Here is a 23,553-nt window from a genome sequence, read left to right as displayed (position 1 = left end):
CATGTGTGGTATTTTCGGCGTCTACGGAGTTCGGGACGCAGCAGCCCTTACGCAACTCGGCTTGTACTCGCTGCAGCACCGCGGTCAGGAGTCGGCGGGCATCGTTGCCGTCGACGACGCGAGGCATGCGCGAGTCAGTCGTGCGATGGGACTCGTCTCGGAGGGCTTCGGTGACGAGGAGATGGATGCGCTCCGTGGACCGATCGCGATCGGGCACACGCGCTATAGCACGGCGGGTGCGTCGGCGATCGAGAACGCACAGCCGATCCTCGCACGAGTGCGCCGGAGTCACATCGCGCTCGCGCACAACGGCAATCTGACGAACGCGGTTGAACTGCGCCGTGACCTGGAAGATGGTGGTGCGATCTTCTCGTCGACCATGGATTCCGAGGCGATCGTCCATCGCATCGCCCGAGCCCATGGCGCGACGCCTGAAGCTCGGGTGGCGGAGGCATTGCAGGGCGTCGAAGGCGCCTACTGCCTGCTGATCGTACTGGACGACACCGTACTCGTCGCGCGTGACCCGCACGGCTGGCGCCCGCTCGTCATGGGCCGACTCGGCGACGGCTGGGTGTTCGCCTCGGAGACCTGCGCACTCGACATCGTCGGGGCGGTCTACGAGCGAGAAGTACAGCCGGGAGAGATCATCGCTGTGGACGCGCATGGTCTGCGGTCGGTGCATGCGCTGCCGCCGGCCCCGATCAATCGCTGTGTATTCGAGCACGTGTACTTCGCCCGGCCGGACAGCGCCGTGTTCAGCGGCTCCGTCGACCGCTCGCGTCGCGCGCTTGGTCGTCAGCTGGCGCGCGAGTGCCCGGCACCGGGAGCCGATATCGTCTTCGCGGTGCCCGACTCGTCGAATTCGGCCGCGCTCGGTTTCGCCGACGAATCCGGCACATCGTACGAGCTCGCGCTCATTCGCAACCACTACATCGGGCGGACCTTCATCCAGCCGACGCAAGCCGGTCGCGACGCCAAGGTCAAGGTGAAGTACAATCCCGTGCGCGAGCTGCTCGAGGGCAAGAGTGTGGTCATGGTCGACGACTCGATCGTGCGCGGCACCACCACGCGTGGCCTCGTGTCGCTCGTGCGGGGGGCGGGTGCGCGCGAAGTGCATATGCGCGTTTCGAGCGCACCGATCATCAGCCCGTGCTACTACGGCATCGACACGCCGCGTCGCGAAGAGTTGATCGCGGCGCAGATGACGCATGACGAGCTGGTCCGGCACCTCGGCGTCGACTCGCTCGGCTATCTGTCCATCGATGGCATGCTGTCTGCGATGCCAGAGGGTCCGGATGGCTATTGCCACGCCTGCTTCTCTGGGAAGTATCCGACCGCCACACCGAGCGAACCAGAGCTGTTACGCGCCGGCGGAGGTGCCGGTCTTTCGATCGGTATCGCGTGATCTTCGTTCCACATACTGCAAGGGAGAACTGAATGACCCGCTCCGTCTATTTCTTCGGAAACGGCAGCGCTGACGGTACGCGGGACATGAAGACGATCCTGGGTGGAAAGGGCGCGAATCTCGCCGAGATGACAAATCTCGGCGTACCGGTGCCCCCCGGGTTCACGATTGCCGCCCATCGGTGTGTCTCATATCTCGCCGATGGGCTGGTGGATGAAGCCTTTCGGGAAGAGGTAACTCGCGCGCTCGAGCGTCTCGAGGAAGTCAGCGGCAAGCGTTTCGGCGATGCGTCGAATCCGCTGCTGGTCTCGGTGCGCTCCGGTGCGTCGGTCTCCATGCCCGGTATGATGGAGACAATCCTCAATCTCGGCCTCAACGACGAGACGGTTGAAGGGTTGGCGAAGGCGAGCGGAAATCCACGCTTCGCGTACGATTCGTACCGCCGCTTCCTGCAGATGTATGCCGACGTCGTCCTCGGTGTACCGATCGCAAAGTTCGAGCAGTTGCTTGGCAGCAAGCGCGTCACCAACGGCGTAACGACGGACAGCGAACTCAGCGCGGACGCCCTACGCGCACTCGTGCACGAGTACCAGCAGCTGATCCGGTTCACCACGGGACACGAGTTCCCGATGGATCCCCAGGTGCAGCTGTGGGGCGCGATCGAAGCCGTATGGAACTCATGGACGCTGAAGAAGGCGGTCGACTACCGACGCGTGAACAGCATTCCGCACACGCTCGGCACCGGTGTGAACATCGTATCGATGGTGTTCGGCAACATGGGCGAGGACTCGGGAACCGGTGTCGCGTTTACGCGTGATCCGTCCACGGGCGAGCGTCGTTTCTACGGCGAGTTCCTCGTCAACGCGCAGGGTGAAGATGTGGTCGCCGGCATCCGTACGCCGCTCCACATCGATGACATGGAAACGATGCTGCCCGCGGCGTACACCGCGCTGATGGCCACGCAGGATCGCCTCGAGAAGCATTTCCGTGACATGCAGGACATCGAGTTCACGGTGGAGCGCGGCACGCTCTATCTGCTACAGACGCGCACGGGCAAGCGGACGACAGCCGCCGCCCTGCGCATTGCACTCGACATGGTGGACGAGGGTCTCATTTCGCAGCGCGAGGCCGTGCTCCGCATGCAGCCGAATCAGCTCGACCAACTCTTGCACCCTGTCATCAGTTCTGACGTGCGGGCCACCGCGTTGGCGGTCGGGCTGCCGGCTAGCCCCGGCGCAGCCAGCGGCATCGTGGTGTTCGACCCCGACGTGGCCGAGCGGCGTCATGCGGCTGGCGAGCAGGTCATTCTGGTGCGCGAAGAAACGACGCCGGAGGACTTCCATGGCATCGTTGCCGCGCGCGCGGTACTGACCGCCCGCGGGGGCATGACCAGCCACGCGGCCGTCGTTGCCCGTGGCATGGGCAAGTGCGCAATCGTGGGGTGCACCGCGCTCGAGATCTCGCACGAGCAGCGATCGATGCGCATCGGTGAGCACGTGATCAACGAGGGTGATTGGATCACGCTGGACGGAGGCACGGGCCGCGTCTTCGCGGGTGACCTGCCCACGCAGCCCAGCGAAGTGATGCGCGTGAACAACGGTGCCCTGTCAGCGGCCGACGCGCCGACTTATCGTGGATTTGCGAAGCTCATGGGCTGGGCCGACGAGGACCGTCGTCTTCGTGTACGAGCGAACGCCGACACGCCGCGCGACGCACGTGTCGCGCGCAACTTCGGCGCCGAAGGCATCGGACTGTGCCGCACCGAGCACATGTTCTTCGAGGGCGAGCGCATCACCGCCATGCGTGAGATGATCGTCGCACGCGACTTGGGTGGGCGTCGTCGCGCGCTGGAGAAGCTGTTGCCGATGCAGCGCGCCGACTTCGAAGGAATCTTTCAGGCGATGGACGGTTTTCCCGTGACCATCCGCCTCCTTGATCCGCCACTGCATGAATTTCTGCCGCATGGTGGCGAAGAGTCGACGATGCTGGCGCAGTCGCTGGGGCTCACCCGCCCCGAACTCGCCCGCATCGTCGCGGCGCTGCATGAGACCAATCCGATGCTTGGGCATCGCGGGTGCCGTCTCGGCATCGTGTACCCCGAGATCACGGAAATGCAGGCGCGTGCGATCTTCGAGGCGGCCGTACGCGCGCATCGTCGTGGCATCGACGTGCGACCGGAGATCATGGTGCCGCTCGTATCAGATGTGTCCGAACTCCGTCATCAGCGCGAGATCATCGAACGGGCGGCCGATCAGGTGATGGGTGTCATGGGTGAGCGTGTGCCGTATCTCATCGGCACCATGATCGAGCTACCGCGGGCGGCGCTGACGGCTGGCGAGATTGCCACCGAGGCCGACTTCTTCTCGTTCGGCACGAACGATCTCACGCAGACCACGTTCGGCCTGAGCCGCGATGATGCCGGCCGCTTCCTGCCGCATTACATCGACAAGGGCATCCTGGCCGAGGATCCGTTTCAGGTTCTCGATCGTAAGGGGGTTGGCAAGCTGATCTCGTGGGCCGTGCGCGACGGTCGCGCCACACGTGCCGATCTCAAGGTGGGCATTTGCGGCGAGCATGGCGGTGAGCCACAAAGTGTCGCCTTCTGTCATGAGGTCGGATTCGACTACGTATCCTGTTCGCCATATCGCGTGCCGGTCGCCCGCCTGGCCGCTGCACACGCCGCTCTCGCCTGAGCATGTTGGCGCGTAGCGCACGCATCGCCGTGATCGGTGCCGGACCATCCGGCATCACCGCGGTCAAGAACCTGCTGGATGCAGGCTTCACTGACGTCGTCTGCTTCGACCGGAACGAAGCAGTCGGTGGCAATTGGCTGTTCCGGCTCGAGACGTCGCACTCGAGCGTCTTTGAAACGACGCATATCATCAGCTCGAAGACGCTGTCGCAGTACCACGACTTTCCAATGCCATCGTGGTATCCAGACTACCCGTCGCACGTGCAACTTGCGCAGTACTTCCAGAGTTACGCCGAACATTTCGGCGTCACGCCGCACGTGCGTTTCGGGACGGATGTCGTTCGGGTGGAGCCGCTGCCCGGCGAGCAGTGGGCGATGACGGTTCGCGTGGGCGAGGTCGAGTCACACGAGCGCTTCGACGCGGTGGTCGTGGCCAACGGACATCACTGGCGCCCGCGTATGCCGTCATATCCCGGCGACTTCAGCGGCACGATGATGCACTCGCACGAGTACAAGCGCGCCGCGGGGTTCACCGGCCGACGGGTGCTCGTCATCGGCGGCGGAAATTCGGCGTGCGATGTCGCCGTCGAAACGGCTCGAGTTTCGACCACCACAGACCTGTCGTGGCGCCGCGGGTACTGGATCGTGCCCAAGTTTCTGTTCGGTCAGCCGAGTGACGTCGTCGGGCAGCGTACGCAATGGATGCCTCGCGCGGTACGTGCGAGGATCAATCAATTTTTACTGCGCCTGTTGCAAGGCGCTAATCGCGACTACGGACTGCCCGAGCCGGATCATGCGTTTGGTGCGACGCATCCTACGGTGAACTCGGAGCTCTTCTACGCGCTGCGCCACGGACACATCACGCCGCGCCCGGATGTCGCGCGTTTCGATGGACATACCGTGCATTTCGGGGATGGCACGCAGGCGGACTACGACATCATCGTCGCGTGCACCGGCTACTGGATCGCACACCCGTTTCTCGCGCCTGACGTTGTCGACTTTTCGCGCGGTCCGGTGCCCCTCTACCTGCGCATGTTTCCAGCGCGGTTTCCGACGCTCTCGTTCGTGGGCCTTTTCCAGCCGCTGGGCTGCATCTGGCCGGCAGCCGAGTTGCAGGCGAAGGTGCTCGCGAGGCGCCTCTCCGGCGCGTGGGTGCCCCCCAGGGACCTCGAAGGGGCGATTGCCGAGGAACTGGCCGCCCCGGACTATCCGCAGCTCGACACGCCGCGCCACACGATCACGGTGGACTACCACAAGTTCAAGGCGCGTCTGCTGAAGCAACTGCCGGCGCAATGGCGCTCGACCACGACGGTCGCGACGGTCGAATAAACAAAAGCGCCCCACCGCGAATGCGGTGAGGCGCCCAAGTGGAGGTGAGGGGAATCGAACCCCTGTCCGAGACTGAATCGACCCCAGCGTCTACGTGCGTATTCTGTTGATTGAGGTCTCTGTCCGCTGGCCAACAGAAAGCCCACGTCCAGACAAGCCTGCTAAAGTTTTGCCCAACGCCCGCAGGCGCGACGTCGGACTAGCCCAGATTTTCGATACTCACATGCCGCCCCGGGCGGGCTGCCTTGTGAGCACTGCCGGTAACCCGAAGGTTAGGCGGCGAGCGCGAGGTTGTTGTTCGCGATTGGAATTTTCCCGAGTGTTTTACCAGGTGCTCGAGGACCTGGGCACGCAACCAGAGCTTCACCAACCCCGTCGAAGCCAGTCACCCCCGGCTAACGGTCCTGCACTACTCCGTACACTAGGGGGGCACGGGCGGTTCCCGCAACTGCCCCCCGGCCACCCGGTACCTGCGGCGGTCAGGCGGCTTCGCAGGTCAGATCCGAGATATCCGGGTCGCTGGCGGCAAGCCGCTGCGCCCGGTACTCCTCATAATGCAGCAGGTAGTTCGAGAAGATCTCCTCGACTTCGCTGAAGTCGCGCACTTGGTGCAGCAGCTTCCGAAGGTCGGCCGAATTCGGGAGCCCCTTCACGTACCAACCGAGGTGCTTGCGGAACTCGAGCGCGGCACCGATCGCGTCGACCTCGTAGCCCTGCACCAGCCGGGCGTGATCGAGCGCGATGGCGAAGCGCTCGTGTACCCCCGGCGTCTCCGGCATGGGCTGGCCCTCGAACAGCGCGCGCGCCTGTTTGAACACCCACGGCTGACCATACGAACCGCGTCCGAGCATGATTCCGTCGGCCCGCGTATGGTCGAGCATGCGCTTGGCGTCGGCCGCCGTCTTGATATCGCCGTTGCCCAACACCGGGATGTCGAGGGCTTCAGCCACCTTGGCGATTTCGTCCCAGTTCGCCTGCCCCGTGTACATCTGCGTCCTGGTGCGGGCGTGCAAGGCAAGCACGCGAGCGCCCGCGTCTTGGCAGCGCAACGCGATGCCAACCGGGTCTCGCATCTCCTCGCTCCAGCCGCTGCGAATCTTGCACGTGACCGGCAGCGGCGTGGCCTTCGAGACGGCCCGGATGATCTCCTGCACCAGGTCCAGATCGCGTAGACATCCCGACCCACCATTCCGGCGCACGACCTTCTTCACGGGGCAGCCGAAATTGATATCGACGAAGTCCGGCATGAAGAGATCGGTAACCACGGCGGCTGCATCAGCCATCGCGGCGGGATCGGCACCGAAAATCTGCACACCGATCGGGTGCTCGTCGGGCGAAAACCGGAGCTTACTGATCGTGGCTTCGTTCTCTCGGCGGATGCCCTCCGCCGAGAGAAACTCGGTGACGACCACGTCGGCGCCGTGCGCGTGGCAGAGACGCCGGAAGGGAGATTCCGACACGCCAGCCATCGGCGCGAGGTAGAGTGGCACCGAATGGGGCACACGGAATGGAAACGTCTTACGGGACATACACTTGAAGTTAGCGGTCCAGCATCGGTCGAGCAACGCGGAGGTTTGACAGCGGCGTCCGCATGGTTAGGATAGAAGGCTATGGAACTGCGCGAGTTCTTCTCCGAAGACGCTGTCCAGCTCGAGCTTCAGGGTACGAGCAAGGACGAAATTCTCAAGGAACTCATCGGGCTGCTCAAGCTCGATGAGAAATCCGAGGGCATGCTGTTCAAGATGCTCAAGCGGCGCGAAAATCTCGGCTCCACCGGCATTGGCCGTGGAATCGCGATCCCGCATTGCCGCAGCCTCGTCGTCAACCGTCTGCGCGTGGCCTTTGGCCGCAAGAAAGACGGTGTCGACTTCAAGGCCATCGACGACAAGCCCGTCAACTTCTTCTTCCTCATCGTCGCGCCGCCGCTCGAGGTCTCCAACCAGTACCTGCCGGTACTGGGAAAGATCGCGCAGTTCAGCAAGGAGAGCGACGTACCGGGCCGCCTGCTGGAGATCAGCTCTTCGGCAGAGTTCATGGCTCTGCTCGAAGAAAAGCGCGTCTGAACGGTGTCGTCGATCAGTTATCAGTGATCGACGACAACGCGGCGGATATCCAAGCGCAGCCGATTCACGACGCGGAGACTCTGTAAGAGTGCGGCAGCGGCCAGTCCGGCCACGAGCCCCATCCAGAGTCCGCGTTCGCGCAGCGGTGTGCGGAATCCCAGATACATCCCCAATGGGATTCCGACGCCCCAGAACGCCACCAGATGCAGGATAGCGGGCACCCGGGTGTCACCGGTTCCGCGCAGCACGCCGCTGGTGACCGCCTGCAGACCGTCGAACACCTGAAACATGCCAGCCAAGGGAATCAACGACACCGCCACCGAAACCGTGGCGGCTTCTGTCGTATATCGGGTGGCCAGCCACTCCGGGGCGAGCATGAAGACCACGCCGCTCACGCACATCACACCGCCGCCACAGGCGATGGCCGCTACCGCATCACGACGCGCCGACGGCATGTCCCCACGACCGATAGCACGACCGACCACGGCGGCAGCCGCACCGGAAATCCCGAGCGGCACCATGAAGGTCATCGCCGCCATGTTCAGTGCGATCTCATGGCCGGCGAGCGACGCCGTGCCCATCCAGCCCATGAAGAGTGCCGTCAGCCCAAAGGCGAAACTCTCGAAGAACCACTGCACGCCAATCGGCACGCCAATGCGTAGCATCCGCATGAACGGCCCCCAATGCAGCGTCTCCCGGCGCCATGGCACAATGGCCGGCCGCAGCTGCGGCCACGCCAAGGCCAACAGTACGAGCGCCATAATCCACGTGGAGATCGCGGTCGCGTAGCCGGCCCCCTCGACGCCGAGCGCCGGAGCACCGGCATTGCCGAAGATCAACAGCCAGTTCACGATCACATTCGCGACGTTCGCGACAGCCGCGGCGATGAGGATGTGGCGCACCGGGCCCATCGCCTGCAGCGTCTGCCGGAACACGTTGAACGCAAAGAACGGCAGAATGGCCAGCGCACGGCGATGGGTGTAGACCGCCGTCTCTGTCACCACATCGGCCGGCTGATCGAGCTTCAGCAGAAACCATTCTACCGGCAGCAGCGCCAGCAGCACGATCGCTGACACGAGCGCCGCGAGCACGAACCCACGCTGCACGCCGCGCGCGACACCGTCGTGATCGCCGGCGCCGACCGCCTGTGCGACGACCGGATCGATCGCACAAAGCAGTCCCAGGCCGAAGACGCTGGCGTTGAAGAAATAGAAGTTGCCTAGCGCAACCGCAGCGATCGCCGCGCCACCAAGCTTGCCGACCATGAGCGCATCCACGACGCCCATGGCCTGAATGCCAAGATTGATGAACACGATCGGCATGGCGATGCGCGCCATGTCACGCAGGTCCCCTCGCCAGTCCCGGCTGGACTCGACCGCGACGCTCAACGGCCGTTGGTACGCTTCGCGGAAGACACCAACTCGCGCACTTCGCGCAGCAGGCGAGGCGCATCGTAGGGAATGCCGTCCTTGATGGTCCACGCCACACCGCCACCGGGCCCCGCCGCCGCATCGGCGCGCGGCGGGTAGAACACTTTGAGGTCTTCGAGCGGATTGCCGTTGATGACGATCAGATCGGCGAGGAACCCTGGGCGCACCCGCCCGAGCCGCGACTCTTCGCCGAGGATCTTCGCGTTGTTCGCGGTGACATGCTGTAGTACGCGCAGCGGCGCGAAACCAGCTTCCTGATGTAGCTCGAGCTCACGAATCAACCCGAAGCCATACACCTGGTAGATGAACCCGGCGTCTTCACCGGCACCAACGACTCCCCCAAGACGTTCGAAGTCGCGCACGGCCTGAAACCAGATCCGGTAGTTCTCCTTCCAGTACGCTTCGTCGGTGCTGCTCCAGTTCGCGAAGTATGAACCGTGGTTCGATGGATCCGGCTTGAAATACTTGTCGAGCGTGGGATGCAGATACTCGGCAAACCACGGCTGCGTTTCCGCGCGCTGCAGGTCGCGGCTGGCCTCGTAGATCTCGAGCGTCGGATTCCACGCGACGTTCGCCTTCACCATCGCCTTCAGCACGTCCTGCAGGCGCGTCGGATCCGCCTCGCGCCACAGCCGCCCCGCGTAGCGGAAGCGCATGCCTTCGTCGGCGTAGTTGAAGTTCGACGGAAAGCTCTGGAGTCCATCGGTGATGGCCGCATCCGGCACGCCGTACCAGTGCTCGATGCTCGTCAGTCCGCCAGCTGCGGCATCCCACGCATTGGTTTCATCGACTGCCATGTGATGAGCCGTGCGCAGTCCAAGCTTGCGGGCTTCATCGAGCACCGCCGGATAGACGTCCTTGTCCATGCCGAAGAGCTTGAGCCCGTCGACACCCTGCGCTTTGAGATCGCGCACACGCTGCCGTGCTTCCACGTCGTTGCGCGGCACCGGCATGTACGCGTAGCGAGCGTACACATACAGACGCGGTCCAAGCAGGTCGCCGCTCAAGCTGCGCGCGCGCAGCTGCAGCGTCTTCGGTGTCTCACTCGAGACATCGCGCACGGTCGTGATGCCCATGCCGAGCCAGAGCTTCATCTGATACTCGAGCGGCTGGGCAATCCCGCCACGCTCATCCTGCACGTGTCCATGCAGGTTGATCAGCCCCGGCATCACATACTTACCGGTCGCGTCGATAATCACATCGCCCGTGGGACGCCGAGCCGTACCGTCCTTGATCGCGACCGGATCGAGCGACACGATCTGCGCAATGCGATTGCCCTCGATCACGATATCCTTAGGCCCCTCGGCGGGTGTACCGTTGCCCTCGATGATCGTCGCGCCGCGGATCACAAGCCGCGTAGGACGGACACCATGTGACGGCGCCGATTGAGCGGCGAGCGCCGAGGTGAGCGCGAGGGTGAGCGTGGCGCTCATCGTCGCGCACAAGAACCGCGTCGAGAACAGTCTGGTCAGGCGCACAGGATTACTCCCACTCGATCGTGGCGGGTGGCTTCGAGCTGATGTCGTATACCACGCGGTTGACGCCATCGACCTCGTTGATGATACGATTCGAGATACGTCCAAGCACGTCATGCGGGAACGAGAACCAGTCGGCCGTCATGCCGTCGGTGCTCGTGACGGCGCGCAAGGCGATCACATGCTCGTACGTGCGGCCATCGCCCATGACGCCCACCGAACGCACCGGAAGAAAGACGGCGAACGCCTGCCAGATCTCCTGATAAAGGCCCGCAGCGCGAATCTCTTCGAGATAGATCGCATCGGCGCGTCGGAGAATATCGACGGCGTACGGCGTCACTTCACCAAGCACGCGAATCGCGAGCCCCGGTCCGGGGAACGGATGACGACCGACCATCTCCTCGGGCAGACCGAGCTCGCGTCCGACGTTTCGCACTTCATCCTTGAAGAGCTCGCGGAGGGGCTCGATGAGCCGGAACTTCATGTCGGGCTTGAGGCCGCCCACGTTGTGGTGCGTCTTGATGGTCGCCGACGGACCGCCTTTCGCACTCACCGACTCGATGACGTCGGGATACAGCGTGCCCTGCACGAGAAACTCGGCGCCCTGCCCCGCCTCCGCCGACGCATCCTCGAACACATCGATGAACGTATGACCGATGATCTTGCGCTTCTTTTCCGGATCACCTTCACCAGCGAGGCCGTTCAGGAAACGATCCTCCGCGCGCACCGTGATCAGCTTGATGCCCAGATGCGCGCGCATGGTGCGTTCCACCTGCTCGCGCTCATGGAGGCGAAGGAGTCCGGTATCGACGAAGATGCAGGTGAGCTGATCGCCGATCGCCTTGTGCACCAGCGCCGCCGCGACACTGGAATCCACGCCACCGGACAATCCGCAGATCACCTGCTTGTCGCCGACCAGTTCGCGGATCTTCGCAACTTCCAAATCGATGAAGTGGCCCGGCGTCCAGTCCGGCGTGCAGCCGCACACGCCGAAGAGGAAATTCTGGATGATCTCGGCGCCGCGCACCGTATGCGCGACCTCCGAGTGAAACTGCACGGCGTGGATCGGACGCGTGGTGTGACGAAAGCCGGCCAGGGTGTGGCCGCTATGCGCCGTCGCGACGTAGCCGGGCGGCACCTGTTCCACATGGTCGCCGTGACTCATCCAAACGGTCGTACGCTCGCCGGCCGCAAATCCACTGAATAGCCCCGATGCCTCGTCGATCGTGACCTCTGCGCGGCCGTACTCGCGCCGACCGCCGCCGACTACGGCACCACCTTCCAGATGCGCGATCAGCTGCATGCCGTAGCACACGCCGAGCACGGGTGCGATGTCGAGCAGTGCGCGGGAGATCGTGGGGGCATCGGCGTCCGTCACCGAACTTGGTCCACCCGACAGGATGATGCCATCCGGCTTCCACGCCCGGATCCATTCGAGCGACTTCGACGGCGGATGGATCTCCGAGTAGACGCGAGCTTCGCGTACTCGGCGCGCGATCAGCTGCGTGAATTGCGATCCGCAATCGAGGATGAGAATACGGCTGTTCATCAGAACTTCCACTCCGGACCGGTAAGCTTGAGAAACTCGACGGCTTTCGTGTCGAGATCGAGAATGGCACCCGTTGGCGCGCCGTGCAGCCAGCCGCACCCTTCGCCCGGATTCACCAGCAGTGAATCACCGCGCGACTTCATCTCGGGGATGTGCGTGAAGCCGTGCACGACCACTTCATGGCCATCGATCGAGCGCTGATGCACGTCGGCGAGATCGTGAATGAGCAACACCGACTTGCCGCCGAGGTCGAAGCTGTGTGGCGATTCGTACAGCTCGGTCGCACCGAAACCGGACTTGGCCGCCGCTTGCAACGCATCATGGTCGCCGTCGTTGCGTCCGAACACACCGAGCAGCGGCACCGACAGGTCGTGGAATGGCTGTAGCGTGAACGGCGAGCAGTAGTCGCCGGCGTGCATCACGATCGACACACCACCGGCGATCATCTGCTCGAGCAGTTCGCGGACGGCAGGCACGCGGTCATGGGTATCCGACAGTAAGCCGATCCGCATCAGGCAGTTCTCCACTGGAGGTGCGCACGCTCGTGGCGTACGAGATCTTCGAGGCGTTCGCGCTCGGTGATCACGGCGAAGCGATCCCCATCCACCATGACTTCGGCGGGGCGCGGACGGGAGTTGTAATTGGACGACATCGTATAGCCGTAGGCGCCGGCGGTCTGCACCGCGAGCAAGGCACCGGCCGACACATCCGGCATCGGCCTGTCCTTCGCGTAGAAGTCACCCGATTCGCAGATCGGTCCGACGACATCAGCCACGACCGTACCCTCGATTGACTCCACGGCGTCGATGCGATGATACGCCTGATAGAGCGCTGGCCGAACGAGGTCGTTCATGCCGGCGTCGGTCACGATGAAATCCTTGCCGGCGGCATGCTTCCGGTAGAGTACTTCCGTGATGAGCGCGCCCGCTTCCGCCACCAGGAACCGCCCCGGCTCGAGCAACAGCGTCAGCCCGGTCTCCCGGGCGGCCGCGAGTACGATCTCCGCGTAGTCATCCACGTCGGCATCGCCCTCATCGGCGTGATACGGGACGGCGAGTCCGCCGCCGACGTCCATGTACGCAATGGCATGTCCATCGGCGCGGGCGGAGGCGATGGCCGAGAGCAGTCGAGGCAGTGCGTCGCGCATTGGGTCGGCGTTGCCGATCTGCGAGCCGAGGTGCATGCCCAGGCCGCGCAGGGCGACATGCGGCAGTTCGTGCACCATCGCGACGAGACGTGCCACGTCGTCACGCGGGATCCCGAACTTCTGTCCCTTCTCGCCGGTCTTGATGTACGCGTGCGGCGTGTCGACCGTCACCTCGGGGTTCACCCGGATCGCGATGGGCGCCACGACGCCCTGGCGGCCCGCCACGGCATCGATCGTGACGAGCTCCGCTTCGGACTCGACGTTGATCAGCAGCACACGTTCCTCGAGCGCCTGCTCGATCTCGCGCACCGTCTTCCCGACGCCACTGAACACTACATCGCGGCCGATGAAGCCTGCTTCGCGGGCGCGGAACAGCTCGCCGCCCGAGACGATGTCGACACCAGCGCCGAGCTCGTGCAGCAAACGCAGCACGGCGAGGTTCGAATTCGCCTTCATCGCGAAGTGAATGCGATGCGGCACGCTAGCGAACGCCTGCTCGAGACGCAGCAGGCGTGCGCGGATGGTATTCGCAGAGTACACGTACGTGGGCGTGCCCACCGCGGCCGCAATCGCCGGAATGGGCACCTGCTCCGCGTGCAGGACACCACCCCGCCGTGGAAACGCCGGTTCGGATCCAGACGATGGCATCGCGTCGTTCAGTACGAGCGCGCCCACACGACCTCATACTTCGCAGGCTCACCCGTCACCATACACGTCGTCGGCGCTTCCGGCGAGCGGTACTCCAGATCCGGAATCACGCGGATCGTCGCCTTCGTCTCTTCCTTCACCTGCTGTTCCACCGCGGGGTCGCCGTTCCAACCGGCATACACAAACGCGCCCGGGCCGTCCATGACTTCCTTGAACTTGTCGTAGCTGATGCGCTCCCGGATCGTATTCGCTTCCACGCGCGCACGGGCGGCCGCCAGCATGTCGGCCTGAATCAAATCGAGCACCACCGGCAGTTCGGTGCGCAGGGTATCGAAGCTGATCGGACGCTTTTCACGCGTGTCGCGACGCGCCAGCATACCGGTATTCGACGCCAGATCGCGCGGTCCGATTTCCATGCGCAACGGAATGCCGCGCAGCTCCCAGTGATAGTACTTCGCACCCGGCTTCACGCCGACGCGGTCGTCGACATGCACGCGAATCCGCTCGTGATCGGGACGCTTGAAGCTGCCCAGGTCATCGGCGATACGCTTCGCCATCTCCACCGTCGCCGCGCGCTCCTCTTCGGTCTTCCAGATCGGCACAATCACCATCTGAATCGGCGTGAGCTTCGGCGGTAACCGCAGGCCCGCGTCATCACCATGCGTCATCACGAGGCCGCCGATCATACGCGTGGAGACGCCCCAGCTGGTGTTCCACGCGAACGCCTGCTCACCCTGTTCGTTCTGGAAGCTGAGGTCGAATGCCTTGGCGAAGTTCTGCCCGAGGTTGTGCGACGTGCCGGCTTGCAGCGCCTTGTTGTCCTGCATCATCGCTTCACAGGCGTACGTGCGGAGCGCGCCGGCAAACTTCTCGGAGTTCGTCTTCTGCCCGGTGATCACGGGCATGGCCATGTAGCCTTCCATGAACTCACGGTAGACGCCCAGCATGCGGCGCGTCTCTTCTTCGGCCTCGTCATGCGTGGCGTGCGCCGTATGGCCTTCCTGCCAGAGGAATTCCATCGTGCGCAGGAACAGCCGCGTACGCATCTCCCAACGCACGACGTTGGCCCACTGATTGTACAACAACGGCAGGTCGCGATAGCTCTGTACCCACTTCGCGAACATCGAGTAGATGATCGTCTCCGACGTGGGGCGCACGACGAGACGTTCCTCGAGCACTTTGCCACCCCCCATCGTGACCACCGCGCATTCCGGCGCGAAGCCTTCCACGTGCTCCGCTTCCTTCGAGAGGAAGCTCTCCGGAATGAACAGCGGGAAGTAGGCGTTCACGTGACCCGTCGCCTTGAACATGTCGTCGAGCGCGCGCTGCATGCGCTCCCAGATGCCGTAGCCGTGCGGCCGGATGACCATGCACCCGCGCACCGGCGAGTAGTCGGCGAGTTCCGAACGCAGGACCAACTCGTTGTACCACTCGCTGAAGTTGTCGGCGCGTGTGGTCAGCTTCTTGTCGTCACTCATGGCTGGTATCCGTTCGATTCAACGTCGACGATGCCCACGTGCTCAGGGCATCAAGGGTCTGCACGATAGCTTCCTGTGCGCCGGCCGCGCGGGCGCGGTAACTCGGCGCGGCGTCGGTCGTATCCACCACGATCGTGGCGAGACTTCCGGCTTTCCGGGCCGCTTCCAACTGCTTTTCCACGCGCTGATCGCGCAACGCAAACTCCACCGCATGACCATCGGCCCGCAGTCGCGCCGCCGTCTGTAACATCGCGGTGGGATACGACGCACTGTCCGGCGCCTGCGCGATCCAGAGCGCGACCGACGGTGCCGGCGCCTTCATCAATCCGCGCGCTTTCAGCAGCTCGCCGAGCACGACGTCGCCCATGCCGAATCCGAGCGCGGGCAGATCGGTGCCGCCGAGCGACTTGAGCAGGTTGTCGTACCGTCCGCCGCCGCAGATCGCCCGGAACTCGCCGATGTTGTCGAAGAGTTCGAACACGATGCCGGTGTAGTACGCGAGCCCGCGCACGATCGTGAGGTCAAAGCGCAGCCAGTCGGCGATGCCCAACGCGTCGCAGTGCGAGACGTACTGGGCGAATCGCTCCACATGCGGTGCAACCTCGGGTGCCTGACCATACCGCGATTGCAACGTGGCGAAGTCGAGTGTCGCGAATCCCAGAATCACCTCGACGGTCGCCGGCGGTAATCCGGCGGCCGCCAGCTTCTCGGCCGAGATCTCCTGCGGCTGACGTTCAAGCTTGTCGAGCACGGCGTACACCGCCGGCCAGGTGGGCTCGTCGATGGCGAGGTGTGCGAGCAGTCCGTTCAGCAATCGGCGATCGCTCACGCGCGCCCGCACGTCGCTGGCCGTCAACCCGAACGCCGCCATGATCTCCACCGCCACCGACAGCAGTTCGGCATCGGCGAGGACGTCGGCTTCACCGACGATGTCGACGTTCAGCTGAAAGTGTTCGCGCAGCCGTCCTTTCTGCGTCCGTTCATAGCGAAACAGCTGCGGCATCGAGAACCAGCGGACCGGCTTGCGCAGCGTTTGCGCGCGCGCGCCGACCATGCGGGCGAATGTCGGTGTCATCTCCGGACGCATGGCGACCGCACGTCCACCTTTATCGACGAAGTCGAACAGCTGACCGACGATCTCATCGCCGCTCTTCTGCGTATAGAGCTCGAGCGGCTCGAGTGGCGGCCCATCATACTCCTGAAACGCATAGCGCCGCACGATGCGGCGCCAGGTCTCGAAGATGTGGGCTCGCTCGGCGAACTGCTCGGGATAGAAATCTCGGAAACCCGGGAGGAGCTTTGGAGGCATCCTTGAAAGTTACCGAGCGAGCGGATCGACCTGCAACCGCTCCATGGCATCGCCGACCGTGTGAAATGATCCCGTCACGAGCACGGTGGCGGCATGTTCACGTGCGCGGTCGAGCGCCAGCGCGAAATCGTCGACACGCTGGACTGGCAGCCCTTCGGCCTCAGCCCATGCCATGACCTCGTCCAGATTCCAGGCACGCGCCACTGGGGCCGTGGGCGCCATCGTCACCACGATGTGCGTGGCCACCCGCGCCACCGCTCGGAGAATTCCTGCCCAGTCCTTGTCGCGCAGCACGCACACGACGGCGCTTACGGGCAGCGGTGCACCGACCTCGAGCAGATTGGCCGCCACCGTGGCGGCGCCGTCGGCGTTGTGCGCCACATCGAACAGCCACGGACCGGCGCGATGAAAGCGTCCCGACAGCCGCACCTCGGGCAGCAACGCCTCGGCATTCCGCTCGATCTCGAGCCATCGCCCGCCGGCGCCTCGCAACATCGCCAACGCCACACCCGCGTTGTGCGCTTGAAACTCGCCGATCAGGGGAGTCGTCAAGCGTCGCTCACCGTCTGCCGTGACCAGCGTGAAGGAAGTGCCGGCGCCACCGACCGAGATATCGCGCACCTGCCAGTCGCGACCGGTTACCAGCACCGGATCCGCCCCCACGGATTCCGCGCGAGCCGCCAGGAGCGCCCGAATCTCCGGCTGCGTCTCGCCGACCACGGCGGCCGCGCCGCGCTTGTAGATGCCGGCCTTCTCTCCCGCGATCGACTCCAGCGTATCGCCAAGAAACTCGAGATGGTCGAATCCGATCTGCGTGACCGCCGCCGCGAGCGGATCCACCGTGTTCGTGGCATCGAGGCGGCCACCAAGCCCGACTTCCACGATGGCCACATCGACCTGCTGGGTCGCAAACCAGTCGAGGGCCATAGCGGTCGTCGCCTCGAAGAAGGTGGCGCCAAGGCGCGTCATCTCGGGCTCCCACCGGCCCAGCCACGTGGTAATGGCCTCATGTGGCATCGGCGCGCCGTCAACGACCACGCGCTCGGCGAAATCCACCAAGTGCGGCGAGGTGTACCGACCGACGCGAAGGCCCGAACCGCGGAGCATCGCGTCGAGCGTCGCGACGGTACTCCCCTTCCCGTTCGTGCCCGCCACATGAAACACGGGGTACGATCGCTGCGGATCGCCGAGTAACCCGAGCAGTTCCGAAACGCGCTCGAGACCGAGACGCCACGCACCGCCAGTGCGCGAGAACAGCCGGCGGAGCGCGTCGTGATATGCCGAATCGGCCATCGAGGCCCGCTCAGCCGCCGAAGGCGGCGGCGGGGCCAGTGGGTTCGAGGTCAGCTTTCCTGCGCGTGCCCCGCCGACGCGGGACGTCCGGTCATATGCCTCATGAGCCGCGAAAGTGTATCCCGCAACTCCTTCCGGTGCACGACCTGATCGACCATGCCCTTCTCGAGGAGAAACTCCGCCGTCTGAAATCCTTCGGGGAGGTCCTGCCCAAGCGTCTGCTTGATGACGCGCGGCCCCGCGAAACCGATGACGGCACCCGGCTCGGCTAGGATCGCATCACCCAGCATCGCGAAACTGGCGCTGACGCCACCCGTGGTCGGGTTGGTCAACACGGAAATGTACGGAATGCGACGTTCGGCCAGCTGAGACAGCACGGCTGACGTCTTCGCCATCTGCATGAGGGAGAGAATACCCTCCTGCATGCGCGCGCCGCCGGAGGCGCAGACGATGACGAGCGGATGCTTCTTCTCGAGCGACCGCTGCCCGAGTCGCGCGATCTTCTCGCCGACGACGGAGCCCATCGAGCCACCCATGAACGCGAAGTCCATGATCCCGATGCCCACGGGGAGCCCCTCGAGGAGCCCCGTCACAGTGAGAATCGCGTCGCTGTCACCAGCGTTCGTAAGGGCGCGCTTGAGGCGGGCAGGATAGTCGGGAAAGCCGAGCGGATCGACGGAACGCAGTTCACTTCCCACTTCAACGGTCGAGCCTTCGTCGAGCAGCATCGCGGCGTAATCCCACGCCCGCACACGGCGATGGAAATCGCACTCGGGGCAGACATTCAGATTCCGCAAGAACTTGTCGCGGATATCCGTATGCCCGCAGGCCTCGCACTTCTCCCACGTGTCGGGGGGAATCTCGAGGCGCTCACGTCGCGGCTGTCGGGGCTTTTTATCCTTCCGGAACCAGGCCATAGACTCCTAATGTTGGCGGTCTGGCCCCCGAAGGCTAGACCTTGCGCACAGCCGAGATCGGTGTCCTGATCGCTCAGAGACCGATCGCGTCGGGCTGACCACGCCCTTCCGCGGAGATTCGGAGGAGCACGGCGACCGCCGTCCAACTGACCAGCAGGAACGAACCGCCGTAGCTGAAGAACGGCAGCGGGATACCGGTAACGGGCATGAGGTTGAGCGTCATGCCCACGTTGACCATGACGTGCACGAACCACGCCGAGACCAATCCGAAGGCGACGAGGCTCGGAAAGGCGTCGTTGGCCCGCGAGGCCACACGGGTCGTCCGCAGGAAAAGCGCGAGGAACAGCGACAGCGCAATACTGACGCCGATGAACCCGAGCTCCTCACCAACCACAGAGAAAATGAAGTCGGTGTGCCGCTCCGGCAGGAACTTGAGCCGTTTCTGACTGCCGAGCGTGAAGCCCTTGCCGAAGAGTCCACCCGAGCCGATCGCCACCTTGCTCTGCGTGACGTGATAGCCGGAGGCCTGTGGATCGACATTCGGATCGAGGAACACCAACAATCGCTTCTGCTGATACGGCTTGAGCTTGTCCCAGAGAATCGGCGCGACGCCACCCATGATGACGTTCATCAACACGATGACGACGCCTTCGAGGAGATATGGGCGGTACCACAGCACGAGCGCGACCAGGATCAGAAACCATGCGCCCCAGATACCCGTGCTGAACGCGAGCACGAGACTGATACCGGGGCTCGCCAACAGCAGCAGCAACGGCCACGGGACCCCGGCCCAGAACAGCATCGCAAAGCAGATACCAATGAAGACGATGCCGGTGCCGAGGTCGGGCTGCGCCATGACCAACAACCACGGCACACCGACAACGAGCAGCGGGCGCCACAAATCCATCAGCGACCGTATCGATTCACGCTGCGCCGCGAGCACGCGCGCCAGCATCAGGGTCGTGGCCAGCTTTGCCAACTCGGCCGGCTGACCGATGCGCACGCCGCCGATACTCAGCCAGCCCTTCACGCTCGCCGCCGTACCGGCGCCAGTGCCCACAAACAGCACGAGCAGCAGCAGCGTGCAGCTCAGGGCGTACAGCGGCCAGGCGCTCCATTCGATCAACCGCACCGAGCCACGCGAGATGATCCATGTGGCCATGAGCGCCGCCCCAAACCAGCCGAGCTGCCGCTTCCACGCATTCTCGATAATTGGTGTCGGGCTGTCGATCTGCCCCGCCGAGAACACCATCGCGATGCCAAAGCCGGTGAGCAGCAACGCGATCACCAACAGCGGCACGTCGATGCTTTGTCGACGCAAGACGGAAATACCGGCCATGGTCTCGCTGCCTCAGTCGTTGACGATGGCGGTCATCGTCAACCGCGTCTTGAGATAGCGCTCCATCATCTTGGTTGCCGCGCGAGCGGCGGTGGACCCGTGAAGTCCCTCCTCGATGATGATCGCCACGACGATCTTCGGATCGTTGGCCGGCGCGTATCCGACGAACCACGCATTGTCGAGCTGGCCGTTCACCTGCGCGGTGCCGGTCTTGCCGGCGATCGTGAGCCCTTGGATTTGCGCACCGGCGGCCGTGCCGCGCGAGACGACGTCGGCCAGCGCGAGTTGAATGCTCGCCAGCTGCGCCTTGTCGAGATTGAGAATCTGCTTGCGTTCCGGGTCGCGCATGACGACTTGGGGCGTTGGGGCCATCCCGTCAGTAGCCATCGCGGAATAGAAGCGCGCCATACTGAGCGGGGTTTGCGCGTTGTCCGCCTGGCCGATCGCCAGACTCAACACGACAGAGCGATTCCAACCGCGTGCGCCGTACCGCTTATCGAAGTACGCGGTCGATTCGGGCCAACGCGGCGTGCGCTCGTTGGGGAGGTCGACGCCGGTGCTGTCGCGGAACCCCAGCGACACGCCACCCGCCAACAAACGTGTGAGCCCAATCTTCAGTCCGAGCTGATAGAAGTACACGTCGCACGACTTCGCGATCGCTTGCGCGAGCGTGACATCACCATGACCACGCTTATCCCAGCACTTGAACACACGACCATAGTAGTAGCCGCCCGTGCACGGCGTCTGCATGCGGGTTTCCATGGTCACCAACCCCAGCTCCATACCAATGATCGCCGTGGCGAGCTTCCACGTCGATGCCGGCGCGTACGTACCCGAGAGCGCGCGGTTCACGAGCGGCCGGTGCGGGTCGACCCGAAGGCTTTCGTAGAAGCTGCTCGACACGCCACCGATGAACTTGTTGATGTCGTAGCTCGGCGCGCTGTACAGCGAGAGCACACCGCCCGTTTTGGGGTCGAGCGCCACCACCGCGCCGCGCAGCGAATCACCGAAGTATTCGTGCGCGAATCGCTGAAGATCGAGATCAATATTCGTGCGCAATGCCGGCGGCGCTTCCGGCTGTTCCTCCGGTCGAACGCCGGCATCTCGCACCACGCGATTGCGCGCATCGACTTCCACGAACCGGCGGCCTTCTTTGCCACGCAACTGCGCCTCGTACTGTAACTCGAGGCCCGTCTTTCCGACTTGCTGGCCGGCCTTGTAGCTCTCGTATTTCGGTTTCGAGAGATCGTCTTCCGCGATTTCACCGGTGTAGCCGATCAGCGCCGCCATGGCGGCGCCGTCCGGATAGTACCGCTTGGGCGAGCTCTGAATGATCAGCCCGGGAAACTCCACGCGACGCTCCTCGAGCACCGACACCACCTGGAACGACGCGTCGTTGAAGATCACCGCCGGTCGCGTACGTGCCCGACGGAATCGCCGCACCGCCAACTCCTGCTGCGCCGAGTCGATCTGGATCACCTTCGACAGCGTGGTGAGCGCCGACCGCAGCGAATCTTCCGTCGGACTCAGGATCGACACCGAGTACCCCGGAAGATTCTCGGCGATTACCTCACCGTGCCGATCGTAGATGGTGCCGCGGGCGCCGGGCAATGGCACCTCGCGCAACCGGTTGTTCTCCGACTGCAACACGTACTCCGCGTTCTGCAGCACCTGCGCGCGAAAGAACGCGCCGCCGAGCGCCACGAACGACGCGAACAGCAACACGCGCGCGAGTCGCGCGCGGCGAAGAATCGCGTTCGGATGGTAGCTCACGACGTCAGTTGGTAAGCGGTCGATACAGCGGGCGAAACACCGTGAGCAACAACACCGCCAGGAGCGCCGTCAACGCGGCCGAGAGCGGCGACCAGAGCAACAGCGTCACCACGAGCGACGCACCGGAGGCCCCGCCGGTCAGCAAGGTCATCGCCACATCGAAGAGCCACTTGCCGGCAAAGACGAACAGTCCGGTGAGCGCCACATGATCGGCGAAGAACACCGCCTTGAGCCACGACGCGCCGAACGCCACGAGCGTAAGGACGAGCGCCGACGCGCCGAACGATCCAGGCGAAAGCGCGTCAACCGCCAGGCCGGTGAGAAAGCCCGTGAGCGCGGCGAGCCCCGGCCGCATACGCACCGCCGAAAACAGAATCGCGATGACGATGAAGTCCACGTTGGCGCGGCCGCTGAACAACGGACGCACGGCGAAATGCGCCGTGAGCAGTAGCGCAAAGCCAAGCCATGCGCGCAGTGCACTGCCGACGCCCGGCGTCTGCTGTTGCGGACGATTCATGCGATGCTCCAGCAGGACGGCACTATCGTCGTCTGCGCCATTACCGCGCGTCCGGTGGCGGGCCCGCACGCGGCGCCGGCGGCGGCACCACGACTCGGGGCTTGGTGGTGTCTGGTCGCGCGCGCGCTCGAGCAAGGCTGTCCGAACGCACGCGCATGCGCACGCTGTCCGCACGCGCGCTGTCCGCCGCCGTGCCGCGAGTGCCCGCCACAAAGGCCAGCGTCGAATCAGTGAGCGTGTCGGCGGCCGCGTCGAGTGCGGCGCGCCGCGCCGCCAGTTCGTCGAGCGCCGCCGCTCTGGCCAGCGAGTCACCAGCGGCCGCCACCGCGCGTGCCGCACTGTCGGCCGCGTTCACGGTGGTCCACACGCCGTTCACACCGCGTTGTGCCCTCGACGACAGCAGGACGAGCACCGGACCGATCGCTTCCGGCAGCACCGACGGCTTCACGAGATAGGTGCGTGCCCACTTCTCTGGCGTTGAGAGCTCGCCGAGTACCGTGCCGACGGGGATGCCGCGCGGATACGTCGCGCCCAATCCCGAGCTTACGATGAGTGTGCCCGGCTCGAGCTTGGCGCGAAACGGTACGCCACGCATCTCAAGCAGCCAGCGCTCGGCACCGGCACCGAGATGCGGCTGCACGATACCGAACGCACCTTCATCCACGCTCATCGCGCTCACACGAAAATCGGGGTGCGCCCACGTGATAGCGAAACTCGTCGCGCGGTCCACACTCTGCACCATGCCGACGAGTCCATCCGCCGTCACGACGGGAAGGAACGGCTGCACACCGGCATCGGAGCCGGTCGCCAACGCGATGGTGAATTCATCGCCGGCGCCGCGCGGCGGAAGCAACTCGGCCGGCACGAATCCATCCTGCAGTCGTGCCGACAGACCGAGCAACTTGCGCAGCGTGAGATTCTCGTCGGCGACCGCCTTCACCTGCAACGCCTGCGTGGCCACTTGGCCACGCGTGACCAGCACATCGTTGCGCGCGACGATCGCCGCGCGTACCGATGAAGCGCGTCCTTCCAGCGCAACGAGCGGCGACAACACCGTCGTGCGTAACGTGGCAGCGAATCCTTCGCGCGTGCGTCGCGGAAGGATCAAAGCAAAGACAGCCAACACGACACACACCAGCGCGAAGCCGGTGTCGAGTCGCCCATCGGATCGGACGCTTCGGGCCACCGC

At 64.4% G+C, this 23,553-nt stretch carries 18 protein-coding genes and 1 other RNA gene; 4 read left to right on the top strand and 15 right to left on the bottom strand.

Annotation, left to right across the window (positions count from 1 at the left end):
- Position 1 precedes the first annotated feature (1 nt).
- Genes purF through HKW67_RS05315 form a run of 3 tightly spaced genes read left to right on the top strand, consistent with a single transcriptional unit; the run spans position 2 to position 5,426 of the window.
- Positions 2-1,405, top strand: a complete 1,404-nt coding sequence (gene purF / locus HKW67_RS05325) for an amidophosphoribosyltransferase (protein WP_171224401.1) — start codon at positions 2-4, stop codon at positions 1,403-1,405.
- 32 nt (positions 1,406-1,437) lie between these two features.
- The gene (gene ppdK / locus HKW67_RS05320) at positions 1,438-4,098 is read left to right on the top strand and encodes a pyruvate, phosphate dikinase (RefSeq protein ID WP_171224400.1); all 2,661 of its coding nucleotides are present in this window, start codon (positions 1,438-1,440) and stop codon (positions 4,096-4,098) included.
- A gap of 2 nt (positions 4,099-4,100) precedes the next feature.
- Entirely contained in the window at positions 4,101-5,426 is a 1,326-nt protein-coding gene (locus tag HKW67_RS05315; protein ID WP_171224399.1) for a flavin-containing monooxygenase, read from the top strand.
- Between the two features lie 36 nt (positions 5,427-5,462).
- Here HKW67_RS05315 and ssrA read toward each other — a convergent pair.
- Positions 5,463-5,819: a transfer-messenger RNA gene (gene ssrA, locus HKW67_RS05310) on the bottom strand.
- Positions 5,820-5,905: 86 nt separating this feature from the next.
- Entirely contained in the window at positions 5,906-6,955 is a 1,050-nt protein-coding gene (dusB, locus tag HKW67_RS05305) for a tRNA dihydrouridine synthase DusB (protein WP_171224398.1), read from the bottom strand.
- Positions 6,956-7,036: 81 nt separating this feature from the next.
- Here dusB and HKW67_RS05300 point away from each other — a divergent pair, with 81 nt between their 5' ends.
- On the top strand, positions 7,037-7,489 hold the full coding sequence (locus HKW67_RS05300; protein ID WP_171224397.1) for a PTS sugar transporter subunit IIA: 453 nt from the start codon (positions 7,037-7,039) through the stop codon (positions 7,487-7,489).
- A 20-nt stretch (positions 7,490-7,509) separates the two neighbouring features.
- On the opposite strand, the gene HKW67_RS05295 is transcribed toward HKW67_RS05300, so the two are convergent.
- The 13 genes from HKW67_RS05295 to mreC form a co-directional block, all read right to left on the bottom strand.
- Entirely contained in the window at positions 7,510-8,826 is a 1,317-nt protein-coding gene (locus HKW67_RS05295; protein ID WP_171224396.1) for an MATE family efflux transporter, read from the bottom strand.
- A 47-nt stretch (positions 8,827-8,873) separates the two neighbouring features.
- Positions 8,874-10,397, bottom strand: a complete 1,524-nt coding sequence (locus HKW67_RS05290; protein ID WP_230981124.1) for an amidohydrolase family protein — start codon at positions 10,395-10,397, stop codon at positions 8,874-8,876.
- Between the two features lie 4 nt (positions 10,398-10,401).
- Positions 10,402-11,943: a glutamine-hydrolyzing GMP synthase gene (gene guaA, locus HKW67_RS05285; RefSeq protein ID WP_171224394.1), complete on the bottom strand. Its 1,542-nt coding sequence runs from the start codon at positions 11,941-11,943 to the stop codon at positions 10,402-10,404.
- Positions 11,943-12,455 (bottom strand): metallophosphoesterase family protein, encoded by a 513-nt coding sequence (locus HKW67_RS05280; RefSeq protein ID WP_171224393.1) that lies wholly within the window; start codon positions 12,453-12,455, stop codon positions 11,943-11,945. Before HKW67_RS05280 ends, guaA begins: the two co-directional genes overlap by 1 nt.
- On the bottom strand, positions 12,455-13,738 hold the full coding sequence (lysA, locus tag HKW67_RS05275) for a diaminopimelate decarboxylase (protein ID WP_171227555.1): 1,284 nt from the start codon (positions 13,736-13,738) through the stop codon (positions 12,455-12,457). The genes HKW67_RS05280 and lysA overlap by 1 nt, the downstream gene beginning before the upstream one ends.
- A gap of 8 nt (positions 13,739-13,746) precedes the next feature.
- Positions 13,747-15,216: a proline--tRNA ligase gene (gene proS, locus HKW67_RS05270; protein WP_171224392.1), complete on the bottom strand. Its 1,470-nt coding sequence runs from the start codon at positions 15,214-15,216 to the stop codon at positions 13,747-13,749.
- Positions 15,209-16,525, bottom strand: coding sequence for a histidine--tRNA ligase (hisS, locus tag HKW67_RS05265; protein ID WP_171224391.1), 1,317 nt, complete (start codon positions 16,523-16,525; stop codon positions 15,209-15,211). Before hisS ends, proS begins: the two co-directional genes overlap by 8 nt.
- Before the next feature lie 9 nt (positions 16,526-16,534).
- A complete protein-coding gene (locus tag HKW67_RS05260) occupies positions 16,535-17,818 on the bottom strand; it encodes a bifunctional folylpolyglutamate synthase/dihydrofolate synthase (RefSeq protein WP_171224390.1) in 1,284 nt (427 codons plus the stop codon).
- Positions 17,819-17,868: 50 nt separating this feature from the next.
- Positions 17,869-18,735, bottom strand: coding sequence for an acetyl-CoA carboxylase, carboxyltransferase subunit beta (gene accD / locus HKW67_RS05255; protein ID WP_171224389.1), 867 nt, complete (start codon positions 18,733-18,735; stop codon positions 17,869-17,871).
- Positions 18,736-18,808: 73 nt separating this feature from the next.
- Positions 18,809-20,074 carry a rod shape-determining protein RodA gene (gene rodA / locus HKW67_RS05250; RefSeq protein ID WP_171224388.1) on the bottom strand — a complete coding sequence of 422 codons (1,266 nt, stop codon included), beginning with the start codon at positions 20,072-20,074 and terminating at the stop codon, positions 18,809-18,811.
- 12 nt (positions 20,075-20,086) lie between these two features.
- Positions 20,087-21,847, bottom strand: a complete 1,761-nt coding sequence (mrdA, locus tag HKW67_RS05245) for a penicillin-binding protein 2 (protein ID WP_171224387.1) — start codon at positions 21,845-21,847, stop codon at positions 20,087-20,089.
- A gap of 4 nt (positions 21,848-21,851) precedes the next feature.
- Positions 21,852-22,364, bottom strand: a complete 513-nt coding sequence (gene mreD, locus HKW67_RS05240; protein ID WP_171224386.1) for a rod shape-determining protein MreD — start codon at positions 22,362-22,364, stop codon at positions 21,852-21,854.
- A gap of 40 nt (positions 22,365-22,404) precedes the next feature.
- Positions 22,405-23,550: a rod shape-determining protein MreC gene (gene mreC / locus HKW67_RS05235; protein WP_171224385.1), complete on the bottom strand. Its 1,146-nt coding sequence runs from the start codon at positions 23,548-23,550 to the stop codon at positions 22,405-22,407.
- Positions 23,551-23,553: the final 3 nt, after the last annotated feature.

It is taken from the genome of Gemmatimonas groenlandica, from assembly GCF_013004105.1.
GTDB lineage: Bacteria > Gemmatimonadota > Gemmatimonadetes > Gemmatimonadales > Gemmatimonadaceae > Gemmatimonas > Gemmatimonas groenlandica.
This window is presented reverse-complemented; position numbering and strand designations above follow the sequence as displayed.

What these genes read in the sequence shown, in the direction of transcription:
- HKW67_RS05315 (WP_171224399.1), top strand. Translation starts at nt 4,101, where the DNA reads ATGTTGGCGCGTAGCGCACGCATCGCCGTGATCGGTGCCGGACCATCC.
- HKW67_RS05260 (WP_171224390.1), bottom strand. Translation starts at nt 17,818, where the DNA reads ATGGCCGATTCGGCATATCACGACGCGCTCCGCCGGCTGTTCTCGCGC.
- rodA (WP_171224388.1), bottom strand. Translation starts at nt 20,074, where the DNA reads ATGGCCGGTATTTCCGTCTTGCGTCGACAAAGCATCGACGTGCCGCTG.
- mreD (WP_171224386.1), bottom strand. Translation starts at nt 22,364, where the DNA reads ATGAATCGTCCGCAACAGCAGACGCCGGGCGTCGGCAGTGCACTGCGC.
- guaA (WP_171224394.1), bottom strand. Translation starts at nt 11,943, where the DNA reads ATGAACAGCCGTATTCTCATCCTCGATTGCGGATCGCAATTCACGCAG.
- proS (WP_171224392.1), bottom strand. Translation starts at nt 15,216, where the DNA reads ATGAGTGACGACAAGAAGCTGACCACACGCGCCGACAACTTCAGCGAG.
- accD (WP_171224389.1), bottom strand. Translation starts at nt 18,735, where the DNA reads ATGGCCTGGTTCCGGAAGGATAAAAAGCCCCGACAGCCGCGACGTGAG.
- lysA (WP_171227555.1), bottom strand. Translation starts at nt 13,738, where the DNA reads ATGCCATCGTCTGGATCCGAACCGGCGTTTCCACGGCGGGGTGGTGTC.
- hisS (WP_171224391.1), bottom strand. Translation starts at nt 16,525, where the DNA reads ATGCCTCCAAAGCTCCTCCCGGGTTTCCGAGATTTCTATCCCGAGCAG.
- HKW67_RS05295 (WP_171224396.1), bottom strand. Translation starts at nt 8,826, where the DNA reads ATGGCGCGCATCGCCATGCCGATCGTGTTCATCAATCTTGGCATTCAG.
- ppdK (WP_171224400.1), top strand. Translation starts at nt 1,438, where the DNA reads ATGACCCGCTCCGTCTATTTCTTCGGAAACGGCAGCGCTGACGGTACG.
- HKW67_RS05300 (WP_171224397.1), top strand. Translation starts at nt 7,037, where the DNA reads ATGGAACTGCGCGAGTTCTTCTCCGAAGACGCTGTCCAGCTCGAGCTT.
- dusB (WP_171224398.1), bottom strand. Translation starts at nt 6,955, where the DNA reads ATGTCCCGTAAGACGTTTCCATTCCGTGTGCCCCATTCGGTGCCACTC.
- HKW67_RS05280 (WP_171224393.1), bottom strand. Translation starts at nt 12,455, where the DNA reads ATGCGGATCGGCTTACTGTCGGATACCCATGACCGCGTGCCTGCCGTC.
- purF (WP_171224401.1), top strand. Translation starts at nt 2, where the DNA reads ATGTGTGGTATTTTCGGCGTCTACGGAGTTCGGGACGCAGCAGCCCTT.